A 23,148-nucleotide genomic window follows, 5' to 3' on the forward strand; every position below is an offset into this window, starting at 1 on the left:
CTATGTCTACCTCCTTGAAATTGGTTATCTTCATACTTATCTATTATAATCGTATTAGTAAGTTCATGTCCAATAGAGGGCATTTATGAAAGGGTGTAGTTATGATTTTTTTGCGTTATGAGAACTGGAAAGGTTACATAAAGTATTATCCGATAACCACGATACTGCTTGCAGCTAACGTCATTATGTTTATGGTATTGCTATTCAATGGGGGATCAGAGAATCCATTCACCTTATTGAAGTTTGGGGCATTAGCTAACATCCCACCATTGAATGATGAAATATGGCGTTTATTTGCTTCGATGTTCCTTCATTCTGGATTTGATCATTTGTTCTTTAATTGTTTTGCCTTGCTGGTATTTGCACCGCCGCTGGAAAGATTACTCGGTTGGTGGAAATATGCTTTTTTATACGTAGCAAGTGGTTTTATTGGTAATTTGATCACACAGGGTTATTATAATAACCTGTCGTCACCAACGTATGCGGTGGGAGCATCAGGTGCAATCTATGGTGTCTATGGTGCATTTTTATATATAGCTATTTTCCAGCGCAACAAGATGGATGAAGCCTCAAGGAAAGTGATGTATACCATTTTAGGATTCGGTATTATTTTTTCTTTGGGCGTAGCCAATATAAATTTAGCTGCTCATTTTGGTGGGCTGATTGCAGGCTTTTTCATATACGGTTTATTAATTAGATTATTTAAACAGAAGCATCGTTGATTCATTCGTGCTTGCATGATACAGTAGAGTCAAGAAGAATATCATTGGTATACTTGGATGGTTTTAGTAGATTGGAGCGATTAAACGAGTGGAACTACGACAGTTGCAGTACTTTTTAAAGGTTGCACAGAAAGAACACGTGACTCAAGCTGCGGAAGAGCTTCATGTAGCACAATCCGCAGTAAGTCGCCAGATTCATCATCTTGAAGAGGAACTCGGAGTCGACTTGTTTATGCACAAGGGAAGAAATTTGCAACTTACTCCTGTGGGACAATTATTCTGTAAAAGAGTAGAGGGGATTCTTAAGGACTTGGATCGGGCTGTTGGTGAGGTACATGAATTTTCGGACCCTGAAAAAGGGGAGATTCGTATTGGTTTCCCGCATAGTCTTGGTATCCATCTTATTCCTTCTGTCGTTTCGGAGTTTAGAAAGCGCTATCCTAATGTGAAATTTAAGTTTAAACAAGGTATGTACCCAACATTGATTAGAGATGTATTATCTTCAGAAGTAGATTTGGCATTTATTTCTCCTTTTCCTGAGAAGCATGAGCAAATCGGCGGGGATGTCGTTCTTACAGAAGAGTTATTTGCCATTTTACCTCAAAATCATCCCCTTGCTGGAGAAGAAACCATTCGATTGGAACAATTAAAGGAAGATAAGTTTATCTTATTTAGCAAAGGTTATTCTCTAAGGCCGATCGTATGGCATGCTTGTTTAGAAGCAGGATTTACACCGAGGATTGCATTTGAAGGAGAAGAGACCGATGCGATTCGTGGTCTTGTAGCAGCCGGGATGGGAGTAAGTGTTCTTCCGGAAATGGCCTTATTTCAAACCAACCCGCTTCAACCTGCTAGAGTAAGGTTATCAAGCCCGAGAGTCACGCGTTCAATCGGACTTATTCATCGAAATGATGAGAAATTACCGCTCGTTGCGCAGTCTTTCCGCTCATTTTTACTTGATTACTTTGGCTTAGAAAATAACAAAACCCCAGTCAATTAAGACTGGGGTTTCTTATATATTCGCTATTCACGGTTGCTTGTGAAGATCGCAATATATCTAATAAGCTCAAGCAGTGAGATAAGAGCAGCTGCAACATAGGTCAGAGCTGCGGCATTAAGAACTTTACCAACGCCACGTTCTTCTTCTCTCTGAATATAGCCTTCTTGTACAATAATGTCACGAGCACGGTTGCTGGCATTAAATTCAACGGGAAGGGTAATCAATTGGAAAGCTACCGTTACAGAGAAGAAAATGATACCAATACCAATTAAGTTAAATGCATTAAAGAGAAATCCACCCAAAATAAGAAACGGTGCAATACCCGATGCAAAGTTCACGACTGGGAATATTTTGTGGCGCAATACGAGCATTGGGTAATGTTCTTTATGCTGAATGGCGTGACCTACCTCGTGAGAGGCAACAGAAATGGCTGAAATCGATCTTTCGTAATACACTGGCTCTGACAGACGAACCACACGGTGAATCGGGTCATAGTGGTCAGAAAGAGCTCCACGCACAGGCTCAATCGGTACATCCTGAAGTCCATTTAGATCAAGCATGCGTCTTGCCACATCATAGCCCGTCATTCCTGTTGTGTTTTCCACTTTAGCCCATTTGTTAAAAGTACCTTTTACTCGGAACTGAGCCCAAAGTGACAATATAAATGCAACGATAATTAGAACATACAAAAACCCCATAAATTTACCTCCATTCTTATAAATAACTACATCATGGAGCTTTCAAGCAAAATCTTCAGTGCTTCCATACAAGCGGCACTTTTCGTTAATAACCCGGCTACGACTTTGTGCTGATGGGTTGGTTTCATGTCTTGAAGGAGAGGTTTCAGTTCATTCATTTCTCGTTCAAGCTGCTGTACATGAATTTCCAGACTGTTAAGTTTGCTTGTAACCTGCTCATTCGAGGAAACGGAGCTCCATTTTTCTAAAGATTGTTTAATCTCATCGAGACTATACTTCTCTAGTTTCATCTGGATAATACGTTCGAGACGAGACAAGGTTTCATGATTGTATAATCTATAGTTTTTTTGTGTACGTTGCTCTGGCGTAATTAGCCCAAGCTTCGTGTAATAGTCAATCGTACGTTCACTGACACCGGCAGCTTTCGACAATTCACCGATTCGATACAGCTTCATATCCCCATCGAGAAACACTCACCTTTCTCTATTCAATAAACAACATGATACATGAAGAAGAACCGTACAGTCAAACGTCACACTTTTTAGGTCATTATATACACTTGTTCTCATAATTAGTCAAAAAAATAATTGTAAATGGTAACGATTTCATGTAGAGATATACATTGTAAATATGATGTGGTAGTGATTATAATCTACAAATGAATAGGACAGGAGGCAGGAAACATGGAACCTTTAAAATCTACAGGTCAAAGTCCATTAAAAAATAGGGTTAACCTGAAAAATGTAGACTCCGCCTTTACATTGAAGCAAGCTCGTATGAAGAGACAAGAGGAATTACAAAATGGTATAGATGAAACAAATATACTGGATTGGTATCAACACGTTAATGATTTGCATGATGCCATTGCGAGGAAGGCGATAGAACTCACAGAAAAGGAAATGTGGAAGGAAGGATTTGGTCAGGCGCCCGTACCTTATGCTTTCGTTGTATTTGGCAGCTCTGGAAGAAGGGAAGCTACGCTGTGGAGCGATCAGGATAACGGAATGATTATCAGTGATGAGGAGCATCCAGACAAAGAACGTTTTTTCAAAGAGTTTGGTATAAGACTAAGTAATATGCTGGAGTCAGCAGGTTATGCAAAGTGTGAAGGTAAAGTAATGTGTTCTGAAGCATTATGGGCAAGAACGCTCTCGTCTTGGAGGGAACAACTTAGTGAATGGTCGAGTGACTTACAATGGGAACCGGTACGCTATTTCATCATTGCTGCGGATATGAGACATGTCGCTGGAGATCTCGCTTTATCTAACCAGTTCCAGGAATACTTTTCTTCCTTATTTGAATCCACGCCTGATTTATCAGCAGCTGTATTACGCAACACCGTCAAGCATAAAGCTACCTTAAATATTCTTGGTCAAGTGGTGAAGGAACGTTTTGGAGAACATGCTGGGGAATTTGATGTGAAATACGGTATGTATATTCCGCTTGTGAATAGCGGGCGCTATTTCGCTTTACAGCACGGTCTAAAAGAGACAAATACACTACAACGCTTAAAGAAACTTTCGACTTTGGAAGCTGCTCCGTCCAATCTCATTGAACCATGTGAAAAAGCATTCTTGATTGCACTGCATTTAAGAAGAAGCGCTCAAATGAAGGAAGATCATGGTGTACTATCAAGCAGCGGATATATTGATCAGTCCCGATTAAAAGAGAAGAACACATTGTATGAACTTAGGGTAGGGTTGTCTGCTGTCAAGAAAGTACATCGGAATCTGCAAAGGCAACTTCGGTTTGCCGAGAGGGGTAGGATATGAAAGAGCCGAGCAGGGGGAATAACGGTTTTTGGAACTCGTTCAGACAAGGCGGAGTACCGTCTGCGATCGCTTCCATGATGGGGACTCCTACGGCACAGCAAATGGCTTTTTTGCGATCTCTCATGAGAGAAAATCGACGGCCGGAAACACTTCGGACGCCACTAAATGAACTGGATGCGGTTGTATTTGATTTAGAGACAACAGGTTTTGCTCCCCAGCATGGAGATGAGATTTTGTCTTTTGGTGCTGTGCGAGTTATAGGTGGTAAAGTGATAGAAGAAGAACAGTTTTATACTCTTGTAAAAACGAAGAACAGTATTCCGGAGCACATAGCCGAGCTTACTGGAATCACAACAGAGATGACCCAGAATGCTCCTCAGCTTTTGAATGGACTGCATGATTTTATGTCCTTTGTAGGTGGGCGTGTTCTTGTAGCTCATGCGAGTGCACATGACAAATCTTTTCTAAATGCTGCACTGTGGAAAACCTCAAAAGTGAGACTAAGCCACCGCGTCATTGATACAATGATGCTAGCAAGATGGCTTGAACCGCAGCGGTCTGGTTATGGACTAGATGAATTGCTCCAATCCAAAGATATCGAAATTAAGGGGAGACATCATGCACTGGAAGATGCGATGATGACAGCTCGCTTATGGGGGGCCTATCTTGATGAAATCTCTAAGATGAATGTGGTAACCTTGTCTGATTTATATAATCATCTAAGTCACGCATAGTGCAGCAGGTCTTAGACAGTATCTATGATCTTGTTGTACCACCTCATAAGCTGTTAGTTCGATTAGCTGAGCTTTGGGATCGATTCCGGCAATGAGATACACCTCCATTAATTGTCCGTAAGACTGCAAATTCTGAAGATCCTCAGCTGAGGGAAGCGGAGCGGAAACAGGGTGCGTGTGAAATAGACCTATTAAATCAGGAGAAGTTAGTAGATGATGAACCCACACTTTAGGTTCGAGCTCAAAGTGATGAGTAGGATCTGCTGCCACGTTCTTGATAGGGATAATGGAATGGATGTCAACAGAATCGTCAATTGACGAGGTACCTAGTAGTAAACCGCATCCTTCAGAAGGCCAGGATGTATGGAAGTGATTTTTTATTTGTTCGTTAGTTGCAGCCGTCATTCGGATGATCATGTTAAGAAGCTCCTTCTTCTTTTATAGATAAGAAACATGCGGCTCCTTTTTAGAAAAGGAGTTTTTTATGATATAATTAACCAAAATTAGGGGTAAAATGAGATCAATAGGATATCAATTGTGGAAGCATATATAGTCTATAACAATGAAAAAGGATGGGCAAATGAAACGTAACTTGTATATATGGGCTGGGATTCTACTGCTGATCGGTTTTGCTTTTTGGCAAACGAGTAATAAAGAAGGGGGGCTGTCTATTCAAAATGTATTCCAAACGGACAACCCTATTCCTACGGAAACGGGTGCGAAAGCAGGACTGCTTGCTCCACCTTTTGAGTTAAAAGGACTTGAGAATAAAGAAACTTATAAAGTAGGCGGGGCAAGAGAAAAAGCGCTCCTGCTTAATTTTTGGGCTTCTTGGTGTGATCCTTGTAAGATGGAAGCTGGATCGTTAAATCTGCTTGCGAAAAACTACAAAGATGCGCTTGATGTATACGGAGTTAATGTAACGAAATATGATACTGTAAAAGACGCGAAACAATTTGTTGACACATTTAAACTTCAATTTCCAATCCTAACGGATGAAGATGGCGCTGTTTATGATTTATATAAAGGAATGGCATTTCCGACGAACGTTCTGATTGACAAAAACGGCGTGATCCAAGAAATAATTCTAGGTATTCTTACAGAGGAAGAACTAGAGAAGAAAGTCCAGGCACTTGTAAATAAATAAAAAGAGGTTGCAGATGATGAGATCTGCAACCTCTTTTTGCATATATAAGATCAGAGCTTAATGGTTTACTAATCCTTGCTGCGGCAAAGCATCCGGTTCAATGAACTCGGAAGGATCTTCCTCTAGAAGTGCATACCGGAAACTGTGCACGAGTGCCTCCCAGCTGGCTTCAATAATATTCTCAGAAACGCCTACGGTGTTCCAGGAATCAGTGAAGTTTTTGGATTCGATGAGAACCCTAACTTTGGCAGCTGTCGTATCTTTATCGTCAAGGACTCTAACTTTATAGTCGGATAAATGCATGTTTTTTAAAGAAGGATAGTAAGTGATGAGTGCTTTACGAAGTGCATTATCCAGTGCATTCAGCGGACCGTTACCTTCTGCAGCAGTATAGTGACTGCGTCCACCAACGTTTATTTTGACAAAAGCTTCGGAAACAACTGGTTTGCCGACATTTTTCTCAACCAACATCTTAAAAGACTCAAAAGTGAATAGTTCTTGCATATCACCGTTTGCTTCCCGAATGAGGAGTTCAAGAGAAGCATCTGCTCCTTCAAACTGATAGCCTTGATGCTCGAGATCTTTAATTTTGTCAATTACGTTTTTGGTCTGTTCACTGGTTGGATCAAATTCAATTCCCATGTCTTTGGCTTTGGAAACAATATTGCTCTGTCCTGCAAGCTCAGATACAAGTACTCTTTGTTTGTTGCCGACTTGTTCGGGAACGATATGTTCATAAGTACGAGAATCACGCATAATTGCCGATACATGAATGCCGCCTTTATGAGCAAAAGCTGCGTTACCTACATAAGGCTGGTTTACCGGCATATTGACATTCGCGATCTCGCTGATATATCTAGCCACATTGGTTAACTGTGCAAGTTTTTCTTCTTCAACGCATTCGTAACCGAATTTTAGCTGAAGATTTGGAATGACGGAGCACAGATTAGCATTACCACAACGCTCACCGTAGCCATTGATCGTTCCTTGGACTTGTCTTGCTCCAGCAGAGATGGCTGCCAGTGTATTGGCTACCGCCAGCTCACAGTCGTTATGGGTATGGATGCCGAATTTTGCATTTGGCAGTTGCTCTGTCAGGGACGAGACCACCTCATGTACTTCATGGGGCATCGTTCCGCCGTTCGTATCACACATTACAAGCCAGTCGGCACCTGCTTCATATGCTTTTTTCATTACAGAAACGGCATACGCCGGATTGTTTTTATAACCGTCAAAAAAGTGCTCCGCATCAAAAATGACCTCTAGTCCGCTTTGTTTCAGGTAACGGATGGAGTCATAAATCATTTCTAAGTTTTCTTCCAATGTCGTTTGGAGTGCAGTATGCACATGAAAGTCCCAAGACTTGCCCACGAGCGTAGCTGCATCTGCGCCGGATTCAATAATGCGATTCAGATTGGCATCTTCCGCAGCAACACTGCCCTTGCGGCGTGTACTGCCAAAGGCTACGATTTTTGCAGAAAGTCCGAGTTCCTGAACTCGCTTGAAAAATTCAATATCTTTCGTGTTACTTCCTGGAATGCCGCCTTCAATATACTGTACACCAAGAAAATCAAGCTTCTTGGCAATATGTAATTTGTCGTCTACAGATAAACTGATTCCTTCACCTTGTGTGCCATCGCGAAGTGTAGTATCGAAGATGGAGATGGACTTAGACATGATATGTAATCCCCCTTTTAAGAAGTCACCCTTACCTTTATAATTTTACTATTATATCAGTTCTTACCTGGAAAGTAAGATGTTATTTTGTAATTATTGTAGAAGAATTCATTTATTTTGGATGTAATCCGGTGTACTTAAGGAGATATTAACGGTAAAATAAAGTTTTGAGGAGTCGCTTTTATATCTATTTAACGAGTAAAAGAGTAAGGAAGGTATCCACATGGAGAACGTAAAGGATTATTATCCTGTGAAGGGACGCGTCATTTTACATGTAGATATGAATGCTTTTTATTGCTCAGTTCATGCTGCGGAAAGGCCTGATCTTTATGCAGGGAAACCAACAGCTGTTGCGGGTAGCAGTGAAAAGCGTAAAGGAGTTATCGTAACCTGTTCTTACGAAGCACGTAAACTAGGGATCAGTACAGGAATGGTCGTAAATCAGGGACTTCGAAAATGTCCCGACCTTATCGTCATTTCACCTGACTTTCATCTATATCGTAAATACTCCAAGGCATTTATGAAGATCGCCTATGAATATACGCCGGAACTTGAGGCCACATCAATTGATGAATGTTATTTGGACATTACGGGTTCAAAACAATTTGGTACACCTATCCAGATTGCAGAAGAAATTCAAAGAAGAATTAATGAAGAACTAGGAATTCCTTGTTCTATAGGGATTGCCCCTAATAAACTGCTGGCGAAGATGGGCTCAGATATGAAAAAGCCGAACGGCATTACCGTTCTTAGGCTGCGGGATGTTGAAAAAATACTATGGAGTAAGCCATGCGGGGAATTGTTCGGAATTGGTCATAAAACAGCAGAAAAACTTCGGAAACTTAACATTATGACGATTGGGCAGCTTGCGAAGGCAGATGAGCAGATGCTCAAAGATTATTTTGGCGTACTGGGAACATGGATGAAGCAAGCGGCTAATGGAATCAGTCATTCACCTGTACTCGCTGATCGTGAACCGAATAAGTCGATAGGGCACACCACAACACTTCCTGAAGATATTTCTAATGAAAGCGACATTAACCGGGTACTGCTGAATATCAGTGACCAAGTGGGGCGCCGTTTGAGAAGACAAGGAATGATGGCAGGCGGGATTCAGATTACCATTCGCACACCTGATATGAAGACCATTACTCGGTCCCATGCGCTGCAGGTACCTACTGATTATGACAAGGACATATATAAAGAGGCTGTGAATTTATTTTATCGGCAGTTTGGTGCAGGGAAACCAATTAGGTTGCTCGGAATTACGCTGCAAAACCTGATTCCCAAGAGTGAATCTGTAGTGCAGCTTGATTTATTTGATTATCAAGAACAGCCGAAGAAAGAATCTCTTATTAAGGTAATGGATACACTAAGAGATAAATTTGGTGAAAATGCGGTGGTAACTGCTGGGATGCTGGGAGACGATCCTTCCACCCTGATTCGTAACTATAAATCACGTGGAACATCCTTACAAAAAGATAATCTTTCTCTCCCAGAATAGGGACTTGACAATGTCCTGAATACAGGTCAAAATGATTTGTATTTGTTATCAGTTTGTATTAAACTGTTTGTTAGTATAGGTAAAACCTACTGTTTGTTGTGTTTAAATATAGGAGGCAGATAAGAAATGGCTAAGTATACTTGGGTAGAAAAAGATACATGTATCGCTTGCGGTGCTTGTGGTGCAACAGCGCCAGATATTTATGATTACGATGATGAAGGTCTTGCGGAGGTAATCTTCAGCGGGGATGCGAACCACGGTAACGCAGAAATCCCAGAAGATCTTCATGAAGATATGCAAGACGCTTGTGATGGTTGCCCTACAGATTCCATCAAAGTGGCAGACACACCATTTAACATGGAAGGTTAATCTTAATCTATTTCAGATGATCGCCTTGGTACCGAGTTTCGGTGCCGGGCGTTTTTTTATAAAAAGATGCCATACAATCTATGGATTCCGGCACAGGCCGAGGACAGAATAAGGCCTAAGCTTGTCCACGGCCAAACGAATCCGGATAAAGCGTATCACAAGCTAAATTAAGGGTTTGTCGATTCGCCGATAATGACGAAGACAGCAATTAAGATAATTAGGAGCAAAACACTTAGTGCGGTCCAGAACAAGGCTTTCCGATTTACTTCTTCTTTCTTTTGCTGCAAGCTTGGTTTCTTCCTCTTTTGAGACATGGCAGATGCTCCTTTCACGGCAAAAGTTAGGTTTTATCATAAGCTTTCTCTATTGTATTCAAACTGGGATAAATTATCAAAGTATTATATCTCTCTGGATCTTCGCAAAAGGGTAGGGGGTTAGGTCTCTATCCCTTTTCTTTTGCAACAAAAAACGCTAAACTGGAGAGTAGAGGGGATGCTGGTGATATCAAAAAGCAAGCTGTATTCATACTATATGTTGTGAGTTTACATACGATATAGCTAGATATAGCAACAGTGTTTTGATACATTTGTAAGCACCCATAATAGATCTAGTAAACGGAGTGGATGATTTGCTGTATCGTAATTTCGGAAAACCTTTTTTCTTCGCAATGGACGCTGAAAAAGCACACCATCTTGTTATAGGCAGTCTGAACAAAGCAGGCCGAATACCAGGAGGAGTGAACTTACTTCGTTCCATGTATCGTGTACGTGAAACAGCGGATCTTGCTACCGATTTATTCGGTCTCCATTTTCCATCGCCTATAGGTCTTGCTGCGGGACTGGATAAGAATGGGGAAGCTGTTCCTGGATTTTCTTCCATTGGGTTTGGATTCATGGAAGTGGGAACCGTAACGCCAGAACCACAACCTGGAAATGAACAGCCAAGACTGTTCAGACTTCCTCAAGATGAAGCACTTGTTAACCGAATGGGATTTAATAACCAAGGTGCAGCAGCAATGGCAACCGTTTTGTCCGGCCTAAAGGAAAGACCGATACCGGTTGGAATTAATATTGGAAAAAACAAGATCACTGCGAATGAGGATGCTCCATTAGATTATCGCAAGTGTATCGAAATGTTGTATTCGCATGCTGACTTTTTTGTTGTAAATATCAGTTCTCCAAATACACCAGATCTGCGCAGTTTACAGCACGGAAGTGAACTTAGTGATTTGCTTGCAGCTGTTATGGATCAGATGAAGAAAGAATCTCAGAAATCAGGCGTTAAGAAACCTGTTCTGGTCAAGATTGCTCCGGATGTAACTGAGGTTGAACTGAAATATATGGTGGATACGATTTCAAAAAGCGGTGTTTCGGGTATCATAGCTACGAATACAACAATAAGCCGCGAAGGATTGACTCATGAGAATGCGAAAGAAACAGGTGGACTGAGTGGTAAGCCACTTCGTGATCGTTCAACAGAAATCATCAGCCAGGTTTACCGTCAAACGAATGGGAAGCTCCCTATAATCGGATCGGGAGGCATTTTTACAGCTAAAGATGCTTACGAGAAAATTAAAGCAGGAGCAAGTCTGGTTGAGATTTATACCGCACTTATTTATGAAGGTCCTGAAATTAATCAACGTCTTCATGAGGGACTCAGGGAACTGCTTCGTAAGGATGGATATCGTCACATATCCGAAGCGGTTGGAGCCGACCATAGATAAGTAGCTGGTAACTATAATGAATTAAGCTTTAGGTATGAGCATAAGACAGGAGGCATAGGCAATGGACGGAAGAGACTGGGGGACATTTTTGCTTCCTTACGAACAGGCCGTAGAGGAACTTAAGGTTAAGTTTAAAACAATGCGGGCAGAACTTAAAAAACGTGAAGAGTATGCACCTATCGAATTCGTAACCGGTCGCGTCAAGAAAATTTCAAGTATCTTGGATAAAGCCAAACGGCTTTCCGTGCCCATGAATGAAATTGAAACCGGGATTGAGGATATCGCAGGTATTCGGATTATGTGCCAATTTGTGGAGGATATTCGCAGAGTGGCCGAGTATATTCGGGAACGGAAGGATTTAAAAGTTCTTTATGAAAAGGACTACATTACCAATTTCAAGGAAAGCGGTTATCGTAGTTTCCATATGATTATTGAGTATCCTGTCCAGACAGCGCTTGGTCAAAAGCATGTGCTTGCTGAGATCCAGATTCGAACCCTAGCGATGAATTTTTGGGCTACCATTGAACATTCCTTGAACTACAAATTTAGAGACAACCTGCCTGATATGGTAAGAGAGCGACTAAAGAAAACGTCTGAAGCCGCCTTTATTCTGGACAATGAAATGTCCGCAATACGGCTTGAAATTCTGGATGCACAAAAAACATTTGAAGATGAATCCAGTATCATTTCCAAGACACTGGCCATCATTCATCAGTTGTATTTTTATCACCTGATTGATGAAGCGATTGATGCACAAGAGAAATTTAATACGTACTGGCAAGCTCATGATATCGAGGCGATTAAGCATTTATCCGGAGAAGTAAAAGGACTGCTTAACAAGGCAAGAAAAAGCAGTGAAACCGATGAATTCTAAATATGACCCGCTCTATGTCGATTACCTGGTCTATTTTAACCGGGATCGAGATTATTTTGAGTGTCATGAAGTACTCGAGGAATTGTGGCTTGCAGAGGATCGTGAGCCTGTATATAAAGGATTGTTGCAAGTCGCGGTTGGAATGTATCATTATCGGAATCAGAATCTGCGCGGGGCACAGTTAATGCTTACCAGTGCTGTCCAGATTCTTGAACCTTATCCGGAACAGCTCATGGGCATAGAACTTGGACTTCTTCTCTCATCTTGCCGTAATGCACTGGAGAAACTGCAACATTCGGGTCAAACTCCGGTACCTTATCATGATTATACAATCGTGATTTCGGATGATGAACTGGAAGAAGCGGTATATCAGAGATCGAAGGAATTAAAACCGAATATACCTCAGCGGAGAAGTCCGACACGCGGGAAAGTGTACGAGGAACGAATGAAAGCAATGGGTAAAAACGGATTCACATCCTAATCATATAAACCCCCGACTCTTCACTGATAAAGTGAAAGAAATCGGGGGTTTATATGATTATATATTTAGCTTTTGGCAGGATTAACCGGGATGTACTTCGTTAGAAGCAGGAGCACCTTCGGGAGCATATTTATCATCAATAAAGGTTTGGATTTCCTCAATCGATTTACCTTCTGCTTTAAGCTCTACGGTATCTCGTAGTTCTTCTAGACAAATACCGCACTGAGCACCGTGATCGGTCCATGTCACTTCACCTTTCTCTTCAGAAGCGATGAAGCAGCGGTACAGTGAATCATGAGCTGATTCATAATCCATACATCCACAGTAACAGTTGAGCATTTTTAGCTCCTCTTTAACTTGTCCGACAAGAGCGTAGGTCGCTTGAGTGTTATCTGTATATTTTGCGAGGAACTCAGGCATTTCTGAGAGAGAGGCACTTGCCTCATACTGTTCGCTTTCTTTACCATGCATGGTGTGGTCGTGTCCTGCTTCATTTTGCCCGCAGGCACTCAGTGCAAGGCTACCGAAGACTAGACCGGCGAAGAGGGTTCCATACCATTTGGTTTTCAATTCACAGCATCTCCTTTATATTTCATAAAGAATGCTTTGATATCATCTTCCGTATAGCCAGTATTCGTGCCTTCTTCTTGGATACCACCAACAAGACGTTCTTTCTCTACACCCTTCTCAAAATAAACGAGGGTTGGTGTATATTCAATATTGTAATCTCTCCAGCCGCTGTCAAATTCTCTTAAATTAAACTGCGGAAGATCAACGCCTAAATCGCCAGCAATCGGCATTAGTTTCGGTGTCGTTGCACGGCAGTGAGGACAATCAGAAGCAAAGAAATATACGAAAAAGTCTTCTTTGTTTTCAATTTTTCCCTTGAGTTCTTCCGGCAGGATGATATTCTGATAATTCGGGTCATCTAATATTTCGAGTGTTGATGCACTCAGTTTCGACTGAGGAAGCCCATATACTTCATTAATATTTTTGTTATTGATCATATTCATGGTGACAAGTGCGCCGATCAGTATGACAAATGCAGTAATAAAGGCAATAATAGCAGTGTTCGGTTTTTTGTTTTTCTTACCGGTATAGCCTGTCTTTGATTTGGTTTGTGTTTTAGAACTCATTGTTCATCCCCCGTCGATATGATAAATTATGGAACTGGCTTTAGATGCCCTTCATTATACAACATTACGCATTGTAGTGGAACAGCAATCCGGGGATGAATTTAGTTAGATAAGGTACAGGCTACGACAGATATTCTAATTACAGAACAGAATGATCGTAATCTTATAGCGTTATAACTGCCTTTACGCTTTACAGAGCGTACGTAATCTTTGCTTTTGAGTAATATGAACAATTTGTGAAGTCTTGTTTCAAAAAAATAAAATCCGGCAGGGTGGAGGTGGACTTCAGTATGAGTCAGCAAATAAATCAAAAGAAAACGGTGAAAAAGTTGCGTATAGATAAAATTTTAAGTCATATGGGATATGGCACTCGTTCGGAAATTAAGAAAGCAGTAAAGAACGGGTATGTTACGGTGAATGGAAAGCGAATCAAGGACAGTGGGATGCAAGTCGATCCTTATGAGGATTTGATTGAGATTGACGGTGAAACGGTGAAGTACAGAGAGTTCATATATCTGATGCTTCATAAGCCACCAGGGGTTATATCGGCTACAGAGGATATAAGGGAAGAAACCGTCATTGATCTTCTGGATCTAGAATATGCATTGTTTGAGCCTTTTCCGGTAGGACGTCTGGACAAGGATACGGAAGGACTGCTGATTCTGACGAATGACGGGCAACTCTCACATAATTTGTTGTCTCCGAAGAAGCATGTACCCAAAACTTATGAAGCAATTGTCTCTGGGGAGATCGGAGAGAAAGAAATCCTTGCTTTTAAGCAGGGTGTAACACTCGATGATGGATACACAACGAAACCGGCGGTACTAGAGATCACCTCTGTCGATTCTGGCGAAGAGGGAAAGACTTCCCGCGTATTAGTTACGATTCATGAGGGAAAATTCCATCAGATTAAACGGATGTTTGAAGCTGTTGATTCAGAAGTCTTATATCTAAAGCGCATCTCTATGGGTGCTTTACAGTTAGACCCATTGCTTCCTATTGGATCTTATCGTGAACTGACGGAGGAAGAACTGAATATTCTCACCGGGGCAGATCTTGCAAAATAATAAAGAAATAAAGGATGGATAGATTATGAATTATAAACTGATTGCTCTAGATGTAGATGGTACTCTTCTACATGATAATCATGAATTATCTGAAGAGAATAAAAATAGTATCAAGGCAGCAGCTAGCCGGGGAGCAGAGTTTGTACTTTGCACCGGTAGAGGCCCGGTTAATACGATTCCGCTTATGGAGAAAATGGGACTCGGAGGTTATGTGATCACACATAACGGAGCCGTTACCGTTGATATAAAAACGCAGGAAGTGATCGACCAGTTTCCTATGGATGCGGAAGGACTACAGCCTTATGTAGATTATTGCCGAGAGCATGGAATTCATTTTGATGTGAATACGGCGTTTGGATTGTATGTTGATAAAGCAGATCAAATGTCCACTAAAGTGCGCGGTATGTATGATGAGGTTTTTCTTGAACCTTTGAATTTGCCACACTGGTCAGAATTAAGTGAACCGGTCGTTAAATTTTCGGCATTTGGGGATCTTGATACGATGAATCAGCTCGAAAAAGAATGGAACACTTGGAACAGCCCGTTTTATATGGTCCGCAGTGGTGACTTCTTCCTTGATCTTATGCATAAGGATGCTTCGAAAGGAGAGGCACTCAAACGTCTTGCAGCGAGCAGAGGAATTGAGCGGGAGCACGTTCTGGCTATGGGGAATTATTTTAATGATATTACGATGCTGACATTTGCAGGTAAAGGCATAGCGATGGACAATTCGCCTATTGATGTAAAGGCAGCTGCTGACGAAGTTACCCTCTCTAATAATGAAAATGGAGTTCATCATGCACTCGAAAAATTTGTGATCGGCGTTAAGTAATATTCTTCCTTGTCCCAGGGTACTACTATGTATATCAGAAACTCTTAAAGCAAGAGTGAAATGGTCTACAGGAGGTTAACAAAACATGAGCTATCATATTCGGCTTCGGCCTGATTTGCGAACAGCAAATGGAGAAGTTCAAGATATTATGATTGAAGACAGGTATGCCGGCACGCTTATTCTTGTCTTCCGGGAAGGCCATCGGCTTGCAGGGAGTGTCCAGCTCGATTCGCAAAGTGTTCCGCCGGATGCCAAAGAAGAGATTCTTACTTATGTAAAGCAATATTTACTGCAATTTCGTGATGCGGTAGATGCCGAACATTTTAATATATTGTTAACCTGGGGCGAGGTGGAAAGTGTCCTTGGAGATGAGGATGATTACGAGGAAGACTCGCTGCCTTCGTCATCAGAGTCTATCATTCCGGAACCATCTCCTCTTTTTCTATATGAAGATGAGAGCGGTGAAATGCAGATTGAGCTGATATCTGCCGGACGATTTGTGTCTCAGTTTGAACTGCAAAATGGGAATGGACAGACGATAGCTCATGCGATTCTAAAGCAGTATGGTACCGATATCCAGGGAGAAGTAGACTGGCTGAAGGAACCGCTTGAAGAGGAACTTGAGTCTGCAGAAGAACTTTTAGTCGCCGAGGTGGATGATGGGGAGATTGATACCATTACCATTGAGATGAGATATAAAGATAATATGATTACTATCCTTGAACTCGTCAGGCAAGATCATGTCTCTTACACGGCATCTGATGAGGCAGATGGTCCTGATTGGGATGAAGATGGAGTAGAGCTGCAATCTATCTTGGATCACGATGAAGAGGAAGCAGAAGAATCCTGTTATGTGAGGCTGGTTCGTCACGATCATGAGATTGTATCCTACGATCTATTTCTTCAGGAGCACGGAGGATTACCTGTCGCTTCCGCTACCCTAGATATAAGTGAAGTAGCCGTTTCAGGATATATTGATTTCTATATAGAACTCTCGGAGGAACAGCGTCATGATCTTGTCTTAGTACTCTCCAAAGAAGTTGAAAAAGAGACCGATATAAAACAGCTGCATATTACGATGTTATATCGTAATGTTGTTATTGATGAAATGCTGCTTAGTTCGGACGAGGATTGAAAATAAATAGCGTTATAAAACAAAAAGGCATCCTTTTAACGGTGCCTTTTTGTTATGCGTATAAAAAGGAAAAAGACGCTTAGTTGTCCTCTGTTTTTATGAAAAGAATGGGTACCTTCTTTACTAATTTACATAAGCTAAGATATCATGATGAAAGAATTACTCGATAAGATGACTACGAGAAAGGGGCTCTAATACATGCGATTGCTCCAAGCATTATTTTTCCCTCCTGAACAGCCAGGCGGGGTATCATCCATGATTCCTTATATGCAAGAACGTTTTAGCAGCCCAAGATGGGAGATGGAATTGTTCTCCTTGCCAAAACGGATTCGGAATAAAGGTACTGAAGAAGTTGTATTTGATACGTTTGATTGGACTCTTTATCAGGACAGTCCTGTGGTCTCCAAATATATTCAAACATACCGTGATTACTTATGGTGGGTGAAGCTCCGGCTACATAAATCTTATGATCTTATTCATGCACATCATCCCATTACCGGACTTGCTATGAAAGAAGCATTTCCTGAGGTTCCCCTCATTCAAACCATTCACTCTAGTTACGAGAGAGAACTTATTCTCAACGGTAGAATTAAAGAGGGGGGACTGGAACATAAGTTTCTAACTTCGCTCTATAGAGAAATGGAAGCTAAAGCGGATGGTCTCCTTACGGTTTCTGAATCATTTAAGGACTACTTGAGACCGTATATACAGCATCCTGAGAAGATTGATATTATTCCTAATGGTTTTGATGAGAAACGGTTTAAGCCTGTCCCTCACGAGAATGAAGTACCACAGCTTGTCACTGTATGCCGTCTTGTCCCTGCAAAAGGGATTGATACGCTGCTGAGAGCTTGTTATGAGCTGAAAAAGAAAGGTCACGACTATGTCCTTCATATTATTGGGGATGGGCCGATCCGTTCCGAACTTGAGAAGTTAGCACAGGATCTCGGCATATATAACGAAACTATTTTTTATGGATATACGCTCCATCCCGAGGAGTTTATGCCGTTCTTTGATATCTTTGTTCTTCCCTCGAGAGCAGAAGCGTTCGGTTCGGTATTTGCAGAAGCAGCACTTAGCTCACTTGCACTTGTAGGTACGGATATCGGAGGAATTGCAGAACAAATCGAAGATGGAGTGAATGGTCTGTTAGTTCCCGAGAATAACCCTATTGCTCTTGCTGAAGCACTGGAGAAAGTCATTCTTGATCCATCGTATCGATATGAGCTGGCCCGTACGGCAAGTGAGAAGGCAAAATCTGAGTACTCGCTCAGCCGTTCTGTTAATTTGCTTAAGAAGCTGTATTTGCAGTACGAAGTATCCAGTTAAGAAGAGTTACTGTTTGCTGCGAAAGGAACCGAGTGGGCTTTTGATTAGATGAAAAACCCAGACCATCGCAAGTAACCCATAAACGGGATATAGGATAGATAGTAAGGAACTAAACCCAAACTGACTTACTAAATAACAAGTTAACATGATGAACAAGGTGATAAGTTTAGGCGATACTTGGATATGCTGACGCACTTGTAAAGTGATTCCATAAATATCCGCAACAAAAGTACTGAAAATTTCCAAAAAGATAAGAACAATATAGACAATCTGTATGGCGGCCCCCAAAGCAAATGCAATACTCCCCATTGGAATCTCGAACTGCCGAATTCCAGGCATATAAGCGGAGATAGCGAAGTGGGCCGTCATTAGCATACAGCCAATCCCAATCCCTCCAATGATTCCTCCATACTTAATTACATTTCTGTCTTTTAGTTGGCTGCCAAGAGGTACAAGTATAGCTTGAGCCATAGCTAGGTTAAAGGACGTATACAATAGCGGAGATAGCCAAGTGGCAAACATGCTGCGGTCCGGTTCAAGACGAATGAAATTATAAGCTGAGGGATGGTGAATCGTACTGATTAGGATCATCAGAGATAACAGAAGCATGCAGGGCACAATGACACTATTCATTTGCAGAATGGCCTTGATTCCTCTTCCAAGCAGTAAATAAGTGCCGATAAGTGTAATGATCAGTCCTGTTTGATAAGTCAGATGAAGATGTTCAACAAAGACAGACCCTGCACCTGCCAGCATGACACTGTTAACACCGATAAGAACAAATAGCGTGAAAAAACTAATCCATTTCCCTACCTTTTCACCAAAAAGTTTCTTGTTTAAGTCTTCATATGAACGTGCACCTGAATCATGTGCGATTAGCATCATTTTCGTACCCAGCCATATAAATAATATGCTTGATAGAGCGATGGTGAGTGTAGCCCATTTCCCATATTCAGAGAAAAATTGCAAGATCTCCTGGCCTGTGGCAAAACCCGCTCCGACAATCGTGCCTATGTAAGTGAATGCAACTTGTAAGACCCTGAAACCCTGTCTCATGCGTATCCTCCTTTACCGATCTGTGTAACAACAGCTTATAGTCGTCCCAAAAAATAACTATTCGTACAAGGTATGCTCTTGTCCATCTGGACATGACAAAGAGTAAGAAGAGGAAAGTGTAAGGTAGATATATTTACATACCAATGGAAGAAATAAACTTTCATATTGAAAGCCACCCATATTTTATGATACTTTTACGTCATAGGATGGGCTGGGAGGTCATAACATTGGAAGTACTTAAACAAAAAATCAGGGAACAAGGCGTTGTAATCTCAGATAATGTTCTGAAGCTTGATGCATTGCTGAATCATCAGATTGATCCTGCACTTACCATGCAGATGGGACGCGAGTTTGCGGCAAAATTTAGTGAAGATGGTGTCACACGAATCATTACCGTTGAATCTTCAGGAATTCCAGTCGCTTTTGCTACTGCTGCAGAAATGGGGGTGCCTCTTGTTTTTGCTCGAAGAAAGAAAACACTGCTGGCTGATCCGGATGCATATTGCGAGCGAGTTCCTTCGTTTACGAAGGGAATTGTGACGGATATTATGGTATCGCGTGAGTTTATTGGTCCTGAGGATCGGATTTTATTTATCGATGATATTATCGCAAATGGGGATGCGGCCAAAGGCGTCATTAAGATTATTGAACGTTCTGGAGCAGAACTCGTTGGATTTGGTGTTGTCGTTGAAAAATGTTTCCAATCTGGTGCGAGCACCCTTCGTGAACAAGGGATTAGAGTAGAGTCACTTGCGAAGATTAAGTCCCTGTCAGATGGTAAGGTCCATTTTGATTAATCCCTTTATTTAATCGGATTTTTCTATTTCTTTCATATTCTGGTTGCCTAATTTTGTTTAATGCCTTTGCATCGCGTTTTTTATGGCTTATAATAAAGGTAAGTTAGGGAGAGGAGGCAACACCCATGGGGAAAGAACCAAACGAACAGTATTTCCTTGATAAGTTAGCGCAGTCCAAAGTTCATTTTGAACGTGCCCTTGATTGTAAGCATACGGAGTTTGATGACCTTTATCCCTATATGCTTGAACATCCGCAGTTCTTCTGGTATAAAAGGTATGTTGCTTGGTCTGAACTTCTCACTATTGTAAACCTGTGTGAAGAATTGTCCTTCTCATGGAAAGATGAATTTACACCTCACCAGGTCGAATATGTTGAACAGCGTGTGATGTCGGCGAAGGTGCTTGATTTCTGGTTCGAAAAGAACGACAGTAAAGAGCATGCTTCACGTTAATTTTTTAGTAACACCGTGATCAGCCTAAGACCTAAATGCATGCATTTAGGTCTTTTTTGCATGTTAGAAGAGACAAGCTGCGTTACTCGCAGCCGTAAGGAGGGATAGGTAGATGATAACAGATGAGCGCTTAAATGAACTTCGTGAGTCAGGTGAACGTGTTCGTGTCGTCAGAGACAATCTGGAAGTTAACGATGTGGTTGGCATCGTCGTGGCTTGGAATGATGAACAAATGATGGTTCGAAAACGCAATCGGCGTATTGTAAAATTAGATCGGAATTATCTAATTCAGCTGGAAAGCGAGCCAAGACAAAGTCCTACAGAACTGTAGCTAGAACTATATTGCCGTTCTTATCTGATGCTTACTTTAGGAGGAGCATCAGATAAGAACGGTTTTTATTTTATATTCCTTGATCCATTCCACCGAGATAAACCCTCATTCTTGAGTATAATTCGTTTTTATACCGAGATAATGGGAGATCTACACGCATCTTTTTTCCTCTTATTTTGGCATCTGCCCATAATCCTTCCTTATTCGATCTGATATTCGTGATCTGTATATCCTTACGAGCAAACTCGATTTGTATTTCTGACAATAGTAAAGTTACACGCTGTATTCCACTGGATAGCACTTCTAAATAAAGAACCGGAGTTCGAAGGAGAGGATGTTTACTTAATATCTGTAGATCTCGTTGAAAAATGCGGTCAACGAGCAATAACTGTAAATAGCTGCAAATTAAGCTTTGTTCTTCATATGATGTGTCTGCCGTCATGTGGATCTCCCCCTCTTAGTACGAGAACCTATGTTCTTATTCTATGCTGAACTCAGCAAAATAATCAATCACTGCCCTACTAAATATAAGGAATTAGATTTCTATAAAACCTCACATAATTTCTTGGTTCTAAACAAATAATGTATATATCTTCAATAATAAGAAAAATTTCATATAGAAGGAGGGGGCGTAATGACAACTCGAAAACAAAAACGAAGACAGCTTAAGAAAAAAGTGCTGACTTCTTTTCGGTGGGGGAGTCTGGGCTTAATCGTATGGTGTATAGCGTTAAGTACAATGATATCTTCCACAATAGGAGTGTCTTCGGTCCATGCTGAGCCTGTAAAGAAAATGGTTATTATCATTGATGACCTTGGTAATGGGATGAAAGGTACGGATGAAATGCTGAATATGCCTACTACCATAAATGTGGCGATCATGCCTTTCTTACCAACAACGAAAAGAGATGCAGAACTTGCTCATCAAAAGGGTATTGATGTGCTTGTTCATATGCCGATGGAACCTCGTAAAGGAAGAAAAGATTGGTTAGGTCCAGGCGCAATTACGACGGATTTGTCCGATGAGGAGATTCGCAAGAGAGTCAATGCAGCAATCGATGAAGTTCCCTATGCAATTGCGATGAACAATCACATGGGATCCAAAGTCACTTCTGATCGGCGCATCATGTCCATTGTGCTGGATGTATGTAAAGAAAGAGGACTCTTTTTTGTGGATAGTAAAACCGATCAGCATTCGGTTGTGGCTGAACTCGCCGCAGAAAAAGGAATGCCGCCCGTGGAAAATGATATCTTTCTGGATGATCAGTACTCCATTAGCCATATATCAAGGCAGATGAGACTTGCTGAAGAGAAATTGAAGCAACAAGATATTTGTGTAACGATTGGACATGTCGGAGTGCCAGGGCTTATGACGGCAGGTATCATCAGAGACGCCCTGCCCCGATTAACGGGGAAGGTCGAATTGATCAGCATCAGTGATATGGTGAAACAAGTATGGAACTGGAATCCAGATCCTACAATACCGACAAATAATAAATAATACCTGAACTTATAGCTTCGGCTATTTGCTTTTGTCCGCTGCTTGAGCTAAGCATCTCCCGATCTTGTAAGTTACTGATGAAACCGGCCTCAACGATGACGGCTGGTTTCTTAATATAATTGAGTAAATAAAAAGGTTTTCCCCATTCTACGCTGAGATCCGTTTGATACATCGTATTAAGTGAACTTTGAATCGATTCGGCTAGCATATAACTTCTTCCTTCCCGCTGATGAAGGACGACAGGACCATGTGATTTTTCTTTTTTGCTCCAGTTGACATGGACACTGACAATAAGATCAGAGGGAAGTTCATCACTAAGTCCTTTTCGCTGAGCCAAGTCTTTTAAATGCCTGGAGCGGCTTTTAAGCCAAGTGTTGTCATCACTAAGTGCGTAATCTCCATTTCGATTCAGCACGACAGGATAACCTTTTGATTTCAGCTTCATGTACACTTTTTGGGAGATGGAAAGGTTAATATGTTTTTCGAGTAAATCATCGGCAGATGTTCCTCCGTCAATCCCCCCATGTCCTGCATCAATAATGATAACCGGATGACGAAATACGGTATGAGATATGTGGTCATCATCCTTTTGTTGAACAGCAGGCGCTGCGGTTGCAGAGGCAGATCCCATAAGTAAAAGTAATAATACAGAAAAACATATCAAAATTTGTCTTGGCATATAAATCAGACCTTTCCTCTAGTTTATCGCTTATCGTTTTCAAACCCCTTCCCATAGACTGTGCAAATTTAAATGTTTCATTCAGTTAAAGATTTAGAAATGTTTATTTATTTAGGTTCCCGTACACACTAA

28 protein-coding genes are annotated in these 23,148 nt (G+C 41.3%); 18 read left to right on the forward strand and 10 right to left on the reverse strand.

Features of this window, described 5'->3' with window-relative positions; translation table 11 throughout:
* The first annotated feature begins 101 nt into the window (after window positions 1-101).
* Window positions 102-722: a rhomboid family intramembrane serine protease gene (locus H9647_RS03260; protein WP_191798112.1), complete on the forward strand. Its 621-nt coding sequence runs from the start codon at window positions 102-104 to the stop codon at window positions 720-722.
* An 88-nt stretch (window positions 723-810) separates the two neighbouring features.
* A complete protein-coding gene (locus tag H9647_RS03265) occupies window positions 811-1,722 on the forward strand; it encodes a LysR family transcriptional regulator (RefSeq protein WP_191798114.1) in 912 nt (303 codons plus the stop codon).
* 23 nt (window positions 1,723-1,745) lie between these two features.
* Here the strand turns inward: H9647_RS03265 and H9647_RS03270 are convergent, their stop codons facing one another.
* Both H9647_RS03270 and H9647_RS03275 read right to left on the reverse strand, forming a co-directional pair.
* Window positions 1,746-2,420 carry a zinc metallopeptidase gene (locus H9647_RS03270; RefSeq protein WP_191798117.1) on the reverse strand — a complete coding sequence of 225 codons (675 nt, stop codon included), beginning with the start codon at window positions 2,418-2,420 and terminating at the stop codon, window positions 1,746-1,748.
* Between the two features lie 26 nt (window positions 2,421-2,446).
* On the reverse strand, window positions 2,447-2,875 hold the full coding sequence (locus tag H9647_RS03275; RefSeq protein ID WP_191798119.1) for a MerR family transcriptional regulator: 429 nt from the start codon (window positions 2,873-2,875) through the stop codon (window positions 2,447-2,449).
* A gap of 228 nt (window positions 2,876-3,103) precedes the next feature.
* On the opposite strand from H9647_RS03275, the gene H9647_RS03280 reads away from it, so the two are divergent.
* A complete protein-coding gene (locus H9647_RS03280; protein WP_191798121.1) occupies window positions 3,104-4,192 on the forward strand; it encodes a DUF294 nucleotidyltransferase-like domain-containing protein in 1,089 nt (362 codons plus the stop codon).
* Entirely contained in the window at window positions 4,189-4,926 is a 738-nt protein-coding gene (locus tag H9647_RS03285; RefSeq protein ID WP_191798123.1) for an exonuclease domain-containing protein, read from the forward strand. The genes H9647_RS03280 and H9647_RS03285 overlap by 4 nt, the downstream gene beginning before the upstream one ends.
* Here H9647_RS03285 and H9647_RS03290 read toward each other — a convergent pair.
* On the reverse strand, window positions 4,912-5,343 hold the full coding sequence (locus tag H9647_RS03290) for a M67 family metallopeptidase (RefSeq protein WP_191798125.1): 432 nt from the start codon (window positions 5,341-5,343) through the stop codon (window positions 4,912-4,914). The genes H9647_RS03285 and H9647_RS03290 overlap by 15 nt on opposite strands.
* Window positions 5,344-5,506: 163 nt before the next feature.
* Here H9647_RS03290 and H9647_RS03295 point away from each other — a divergent pair, with 163 nt between their 5' ends.
* A complete protein-coding gene (locus H9647_RS03295; protein ID WP_191798127.1) occupies window positions 5,507-6,073 on the forward strand; it encodes a TlpA family protein disulfide reductase in 567 nt (188 codons plus the stop codon).
* A 57-nt stretch (window positions 6,074-6,130) separates the two neighbouring features.
* Here H9647_RS03295 and cimA read toward each other — a convergent pair whose 3' ends face one another.
* On the reverse strand, window positions 6,131-7,750 hold the full coding sequence (cimA, locus tag H9647_RS03300) for a citramalate synthase (protein WP_191798130.1): 1,620 nt from the start codon (window positions 7,748-7,750) through the stop codon (window positions 6,131-6,133).
* Between the two features lie 223 nt (window positions 7,751-7,973).
* Between cimA and H9647_RS03305 the strand changes: the two genes are divergently transcribed.
* Both H9647_RS03305 and H9647_RS03310 read left to right on the forward strand, forming a co-directional pair.
* Window positions 7,974-9,254: a DNA polymerase IV gene (locus tag H9647_RS03305; RefSeq protein ID WP_191798132.1), complete on the forward strand. Its 1,281-nt coding sequence runs from the start codon at window positions 7,974-7,976 to the stop codon at window positions 9,252-9,254.
* A gap of 126 nt (window positions 9,255-9,380) precedes the next feature.
* Window positions 9,381-9,623, forward strand: a complete 243-nt coding sequence (locus tag H9647_RS03310) for a ferredoxin (protein WP_191798134.1) — start codon at window positions 9,381-9,383, stop codon at window positions 9,621-9,623.
* A gap of 167 nt (window positions 9,624-9,790) precedes the next feature.
* On the opposite strand, the gene H9647_RS03315 is transcribed toward H9647_RS03310, so the two are convergent.
* Window positions 9,791-9,937: a hypothetical protein gene (locus H9647_RS03315; RefSeq protein ID WP_191798136.1), complete on the reverse strand. Its 147-nt coding sequence runs from the start codon at window positions 9,935-9,937 to the stop codon at window positions 9,791-9,793.
* Between the two features lie 314 nt (window positions 9,938-10,251).
* Between H9647_RS03315 and H9647_RS03320 the strand changes: the two genes are divergently transcribed.
* From H9647_RS03320 to H9647_RS03330, 3 genes are all read left to right on the forward strand, one after another.
* Window positions 10,252-11,346: a quinone-dependent dihydroorotate dehydrogenase gene (locus H9647_RS03320; protein ID WP_191798138.1), complete on the forward strand. Its 1,095-nt coding sequence runs from the start codon at window positions 10,252-10,254 to the stop codon at window positions 11,344-11,346.
* A gap of 61 nt (window positions 11,347-11,407) precedes the next feature.
* Window positions 11,408-12,220 (forward strand): GTP pyrophosphokinase, encoded by an 813-nt coding sequence (locus tag H9647_RS03325; RefSeq protein ID WP_191798140.1) that lies wholly within the window; start codon window positions 11,408-11,410, stop codon window positions 12,218-12,220.
* Window positions 12,210-12,701, forward strand: a complete 492-nt coding sequence (locus tag H9647_RS03330) for a DUF309 domain-containing protein (protein WP_191798142.1) — start codon at window positions 12,210-12,212, stop codon at window positions 12,699-12,701. The genes H9647_RS03325 and H9647_RS03330 overlap by 11 nt, the downstream gene beginning before the upstream one ends.
* Window positions 12,702-12,782: 81 nt before the next feature.
* Here the strand turns inward: H9647_RS03330 and H9647_RS03335 are convergent, their stop codons facing one another.
* Window positions 12,783-13,271 carry a PCYCGC motif-containing (lipo)protein gene (locus H9647_RS03335; RefSeq protein ID WP_191798144.1) on the reverse strand — a complete coding sequence of 163 codons (489 nt, stop codon included), beginning with the start codon at window positions 13,269-13,271 and terminating at the stop codon, window positions 12,783-12,785.
* Window positions 13,268-13,837 (reverse strand): thioredoxin family protein, encoded by a 570-nt coding sequence (locus H9647_RS03340; protein WP_191798146.1) that lies wholly within the window; start codon window positions 13,835-13,837, stop codon window positions 13,268-13,270. The genes H9647_RS03335 and H9647_RS03340 overlap by 4 nt, the downstream gene beginning before the upstream one ends.
* A 290-nt stretch (window positions 13,838-14,127) precedes the next feature.
* Here H9647_RS03340 and H9647_RS03345 point away from each other — a divergent pair, with 290 nt between their 5' ends.
* The 4 genes from H9647_RS03345 (at window position 14,128) to H9647_RS03360 (ending at window position 18,200) form a co-directional block, all read left to right on the forward strand.
* Window positions 14,128-14,904: a pseudouridine synthase gene (locus H9647_RS03345; RefSeq protein WP_191798148.1), complete on the forward strand. Its 777-nt coding sequence runs from the start codon at window positions 14,128-14,130 to the stop codon at window positions 14,902-14,904.
* Window positions 14,905-14,929: 25 nt separating this feature from the next.
* Complete coding sequence (locus H9647_RS03350; protein WP_191798149.1) at window positions 14,930-15,736, forward strand: Cof-type HAD-IIB family hydrolase; 807 nt, start codon at window positions 14,930-14,932, stop codon at window positions 15,734-15,736.
* A gap of 85 nt (window positions 15,737-15,821) precedes the next feature.
* Window positions 15,822-16,871, forward strand: a complete 1,050-nt coding sequence (locus H9647_RS03355; RefSeq protein ID WP_191798151.1) for a hypothetical protein — start codon at window positions 15,822-15,824, stop codon at window positions 16,869-16,871.
* Window positions 16,872-17,069: 198 nt separating this feature from the next.
* Window positions 17,070-18,200 carry a glycosyltransferase family 4 protein gene (locus H9647_RS03360; protein WP_191798153.1) on the forward strand — a complete coding sequence of 377 codons (1,131 nt, stop codon included), beginning with the start codon at window positions 17,070-17,072 and terminating at the stop codon, window positions 18,198-18,200.
* 6 nt (window positions 18,201-18,206) lie between these two features.
* Here the strand turns inward: H9647_RS03360 and H9647_RS03365 are convergent, their stop codons facing one another.
* Window positions 18,207-19,256 carry a YkvI family membrane protein gene (locus H9647_RS03365; RefSeq protein WP_191798155.1) on the reverse strand — a complete coding sequence of 350 codons (1,050 nt, stop codon included), beginning with the start codon at window positions 19,254-19,256 and terminating at the stop codon, window positions 18,207-18,209.
* A gap of 227 nt (window positions 19,257-19,483) precedes the next feature.
* Here H9647_RS03365 and H9647_RS03370 point away from each other — a divergent pair, with 227 nt between their 5' ends.
* The 3 genes from H9647_RS03370 (at window position 19,484) to H9647_RS03380 (ending at window position 20,836) form a co-directional block, all read left to right on the forward strand.
* A complete protein-coding gene (locus H9647_RS03370) occupies window positions 19,484-20,053 on the forward strand; it encodes a xanthine phosphoribosyltransferase (RefSeq protein ID WP_191798157.1) in 570 nt (189 codons plus the stop codon).
* Window positions 20,054-20,178: 125 nt separating this feature from the next.
* Window positions 20,179-20,505, forward strand: coding sequence for a hypothetical protein (locus tag H9647_RS03375; RefSeq protein ID WP_160033066.1), 327 nt, complete (start codon window positions 20,179-20,181; stop codon window positions 20,503-20,505).
* Window positions 20,506-20,617: 112 nt separating this feature from the next.
* On the forward strand, window positions 20,618-20,836 hold the full coding sequence (locus H9647_RS03380; RefSeq protein WP_191798159.1) for a hypothetical protein: 219 nt from the start codon (window positions 20,618-20,620) through the stop codon (window positions 20,834-20,836).
* A gap of 70 nt (window positions 20,837-20,906) precedes the next feature.
* Here H9647_RS03380 and H9647_RS03385 read toward each other — a convergent pair whose 3' ends face one another.
* The gene (locus H9647_RS03385) at window positions 20,907-21,278 is read right to left on the reverse strand and encodes a hypothetical protein (protein WP_191798161.1); all 372 of its coding nucleotides are present in this window, start codon (window positions 21,276-21,278) and stop codon (window positions 20,907-20,909) included.
* A gap of 192 nt (window positions 21,279-21,470) precedes the next feature.
* Here H9647_RS03385 and H9647_RS03390 point away from each other — a divergent pair, with 192 nt between their 5' ends.
* Complete coding sequence (locus H9647_RS03390) at window positions 21,471-22,337, forward strand: divergent polysaccharide deacetylase family protein (RefSeq protein ID WP_191798163.1); 867 nt, start codon at window positions 21,471-21,473, stop codon at window positions 22,335-22,337.
* Here H9647_RS03390 and H9647_RS03395 read toward each other — a convergent pair.
* Window positions 22,312-22,968 (reverse strand): N-acetylmuramoyl-L-alanine amidase family protein, encoded by a 657-nt coding sequence (locus H9647_RS03395; RefSeq protein ID WP_225229015.1) that lies wholly within the window; start codon window positions 22,966-22,968, stop codon window positions 22,312-22,314. The two genes, H9647_RS03390 and H9647_RS03395, sit on opposite strands and share 26 nt — an antisense overlap.
* Between the last annotated feature and the right edge of the window lie 180 nt (window positions 22,969-23,148).

The sequence above is a fragment of the Paenibacillus gallinarum genome, from assembly GCF_014836635.1.
GTDB lineage: Bacteria > Bacillota > Bacilli > Paenibacillales > Paenibacillaceae > Paenibacillus > Paenibacillus gallinarum.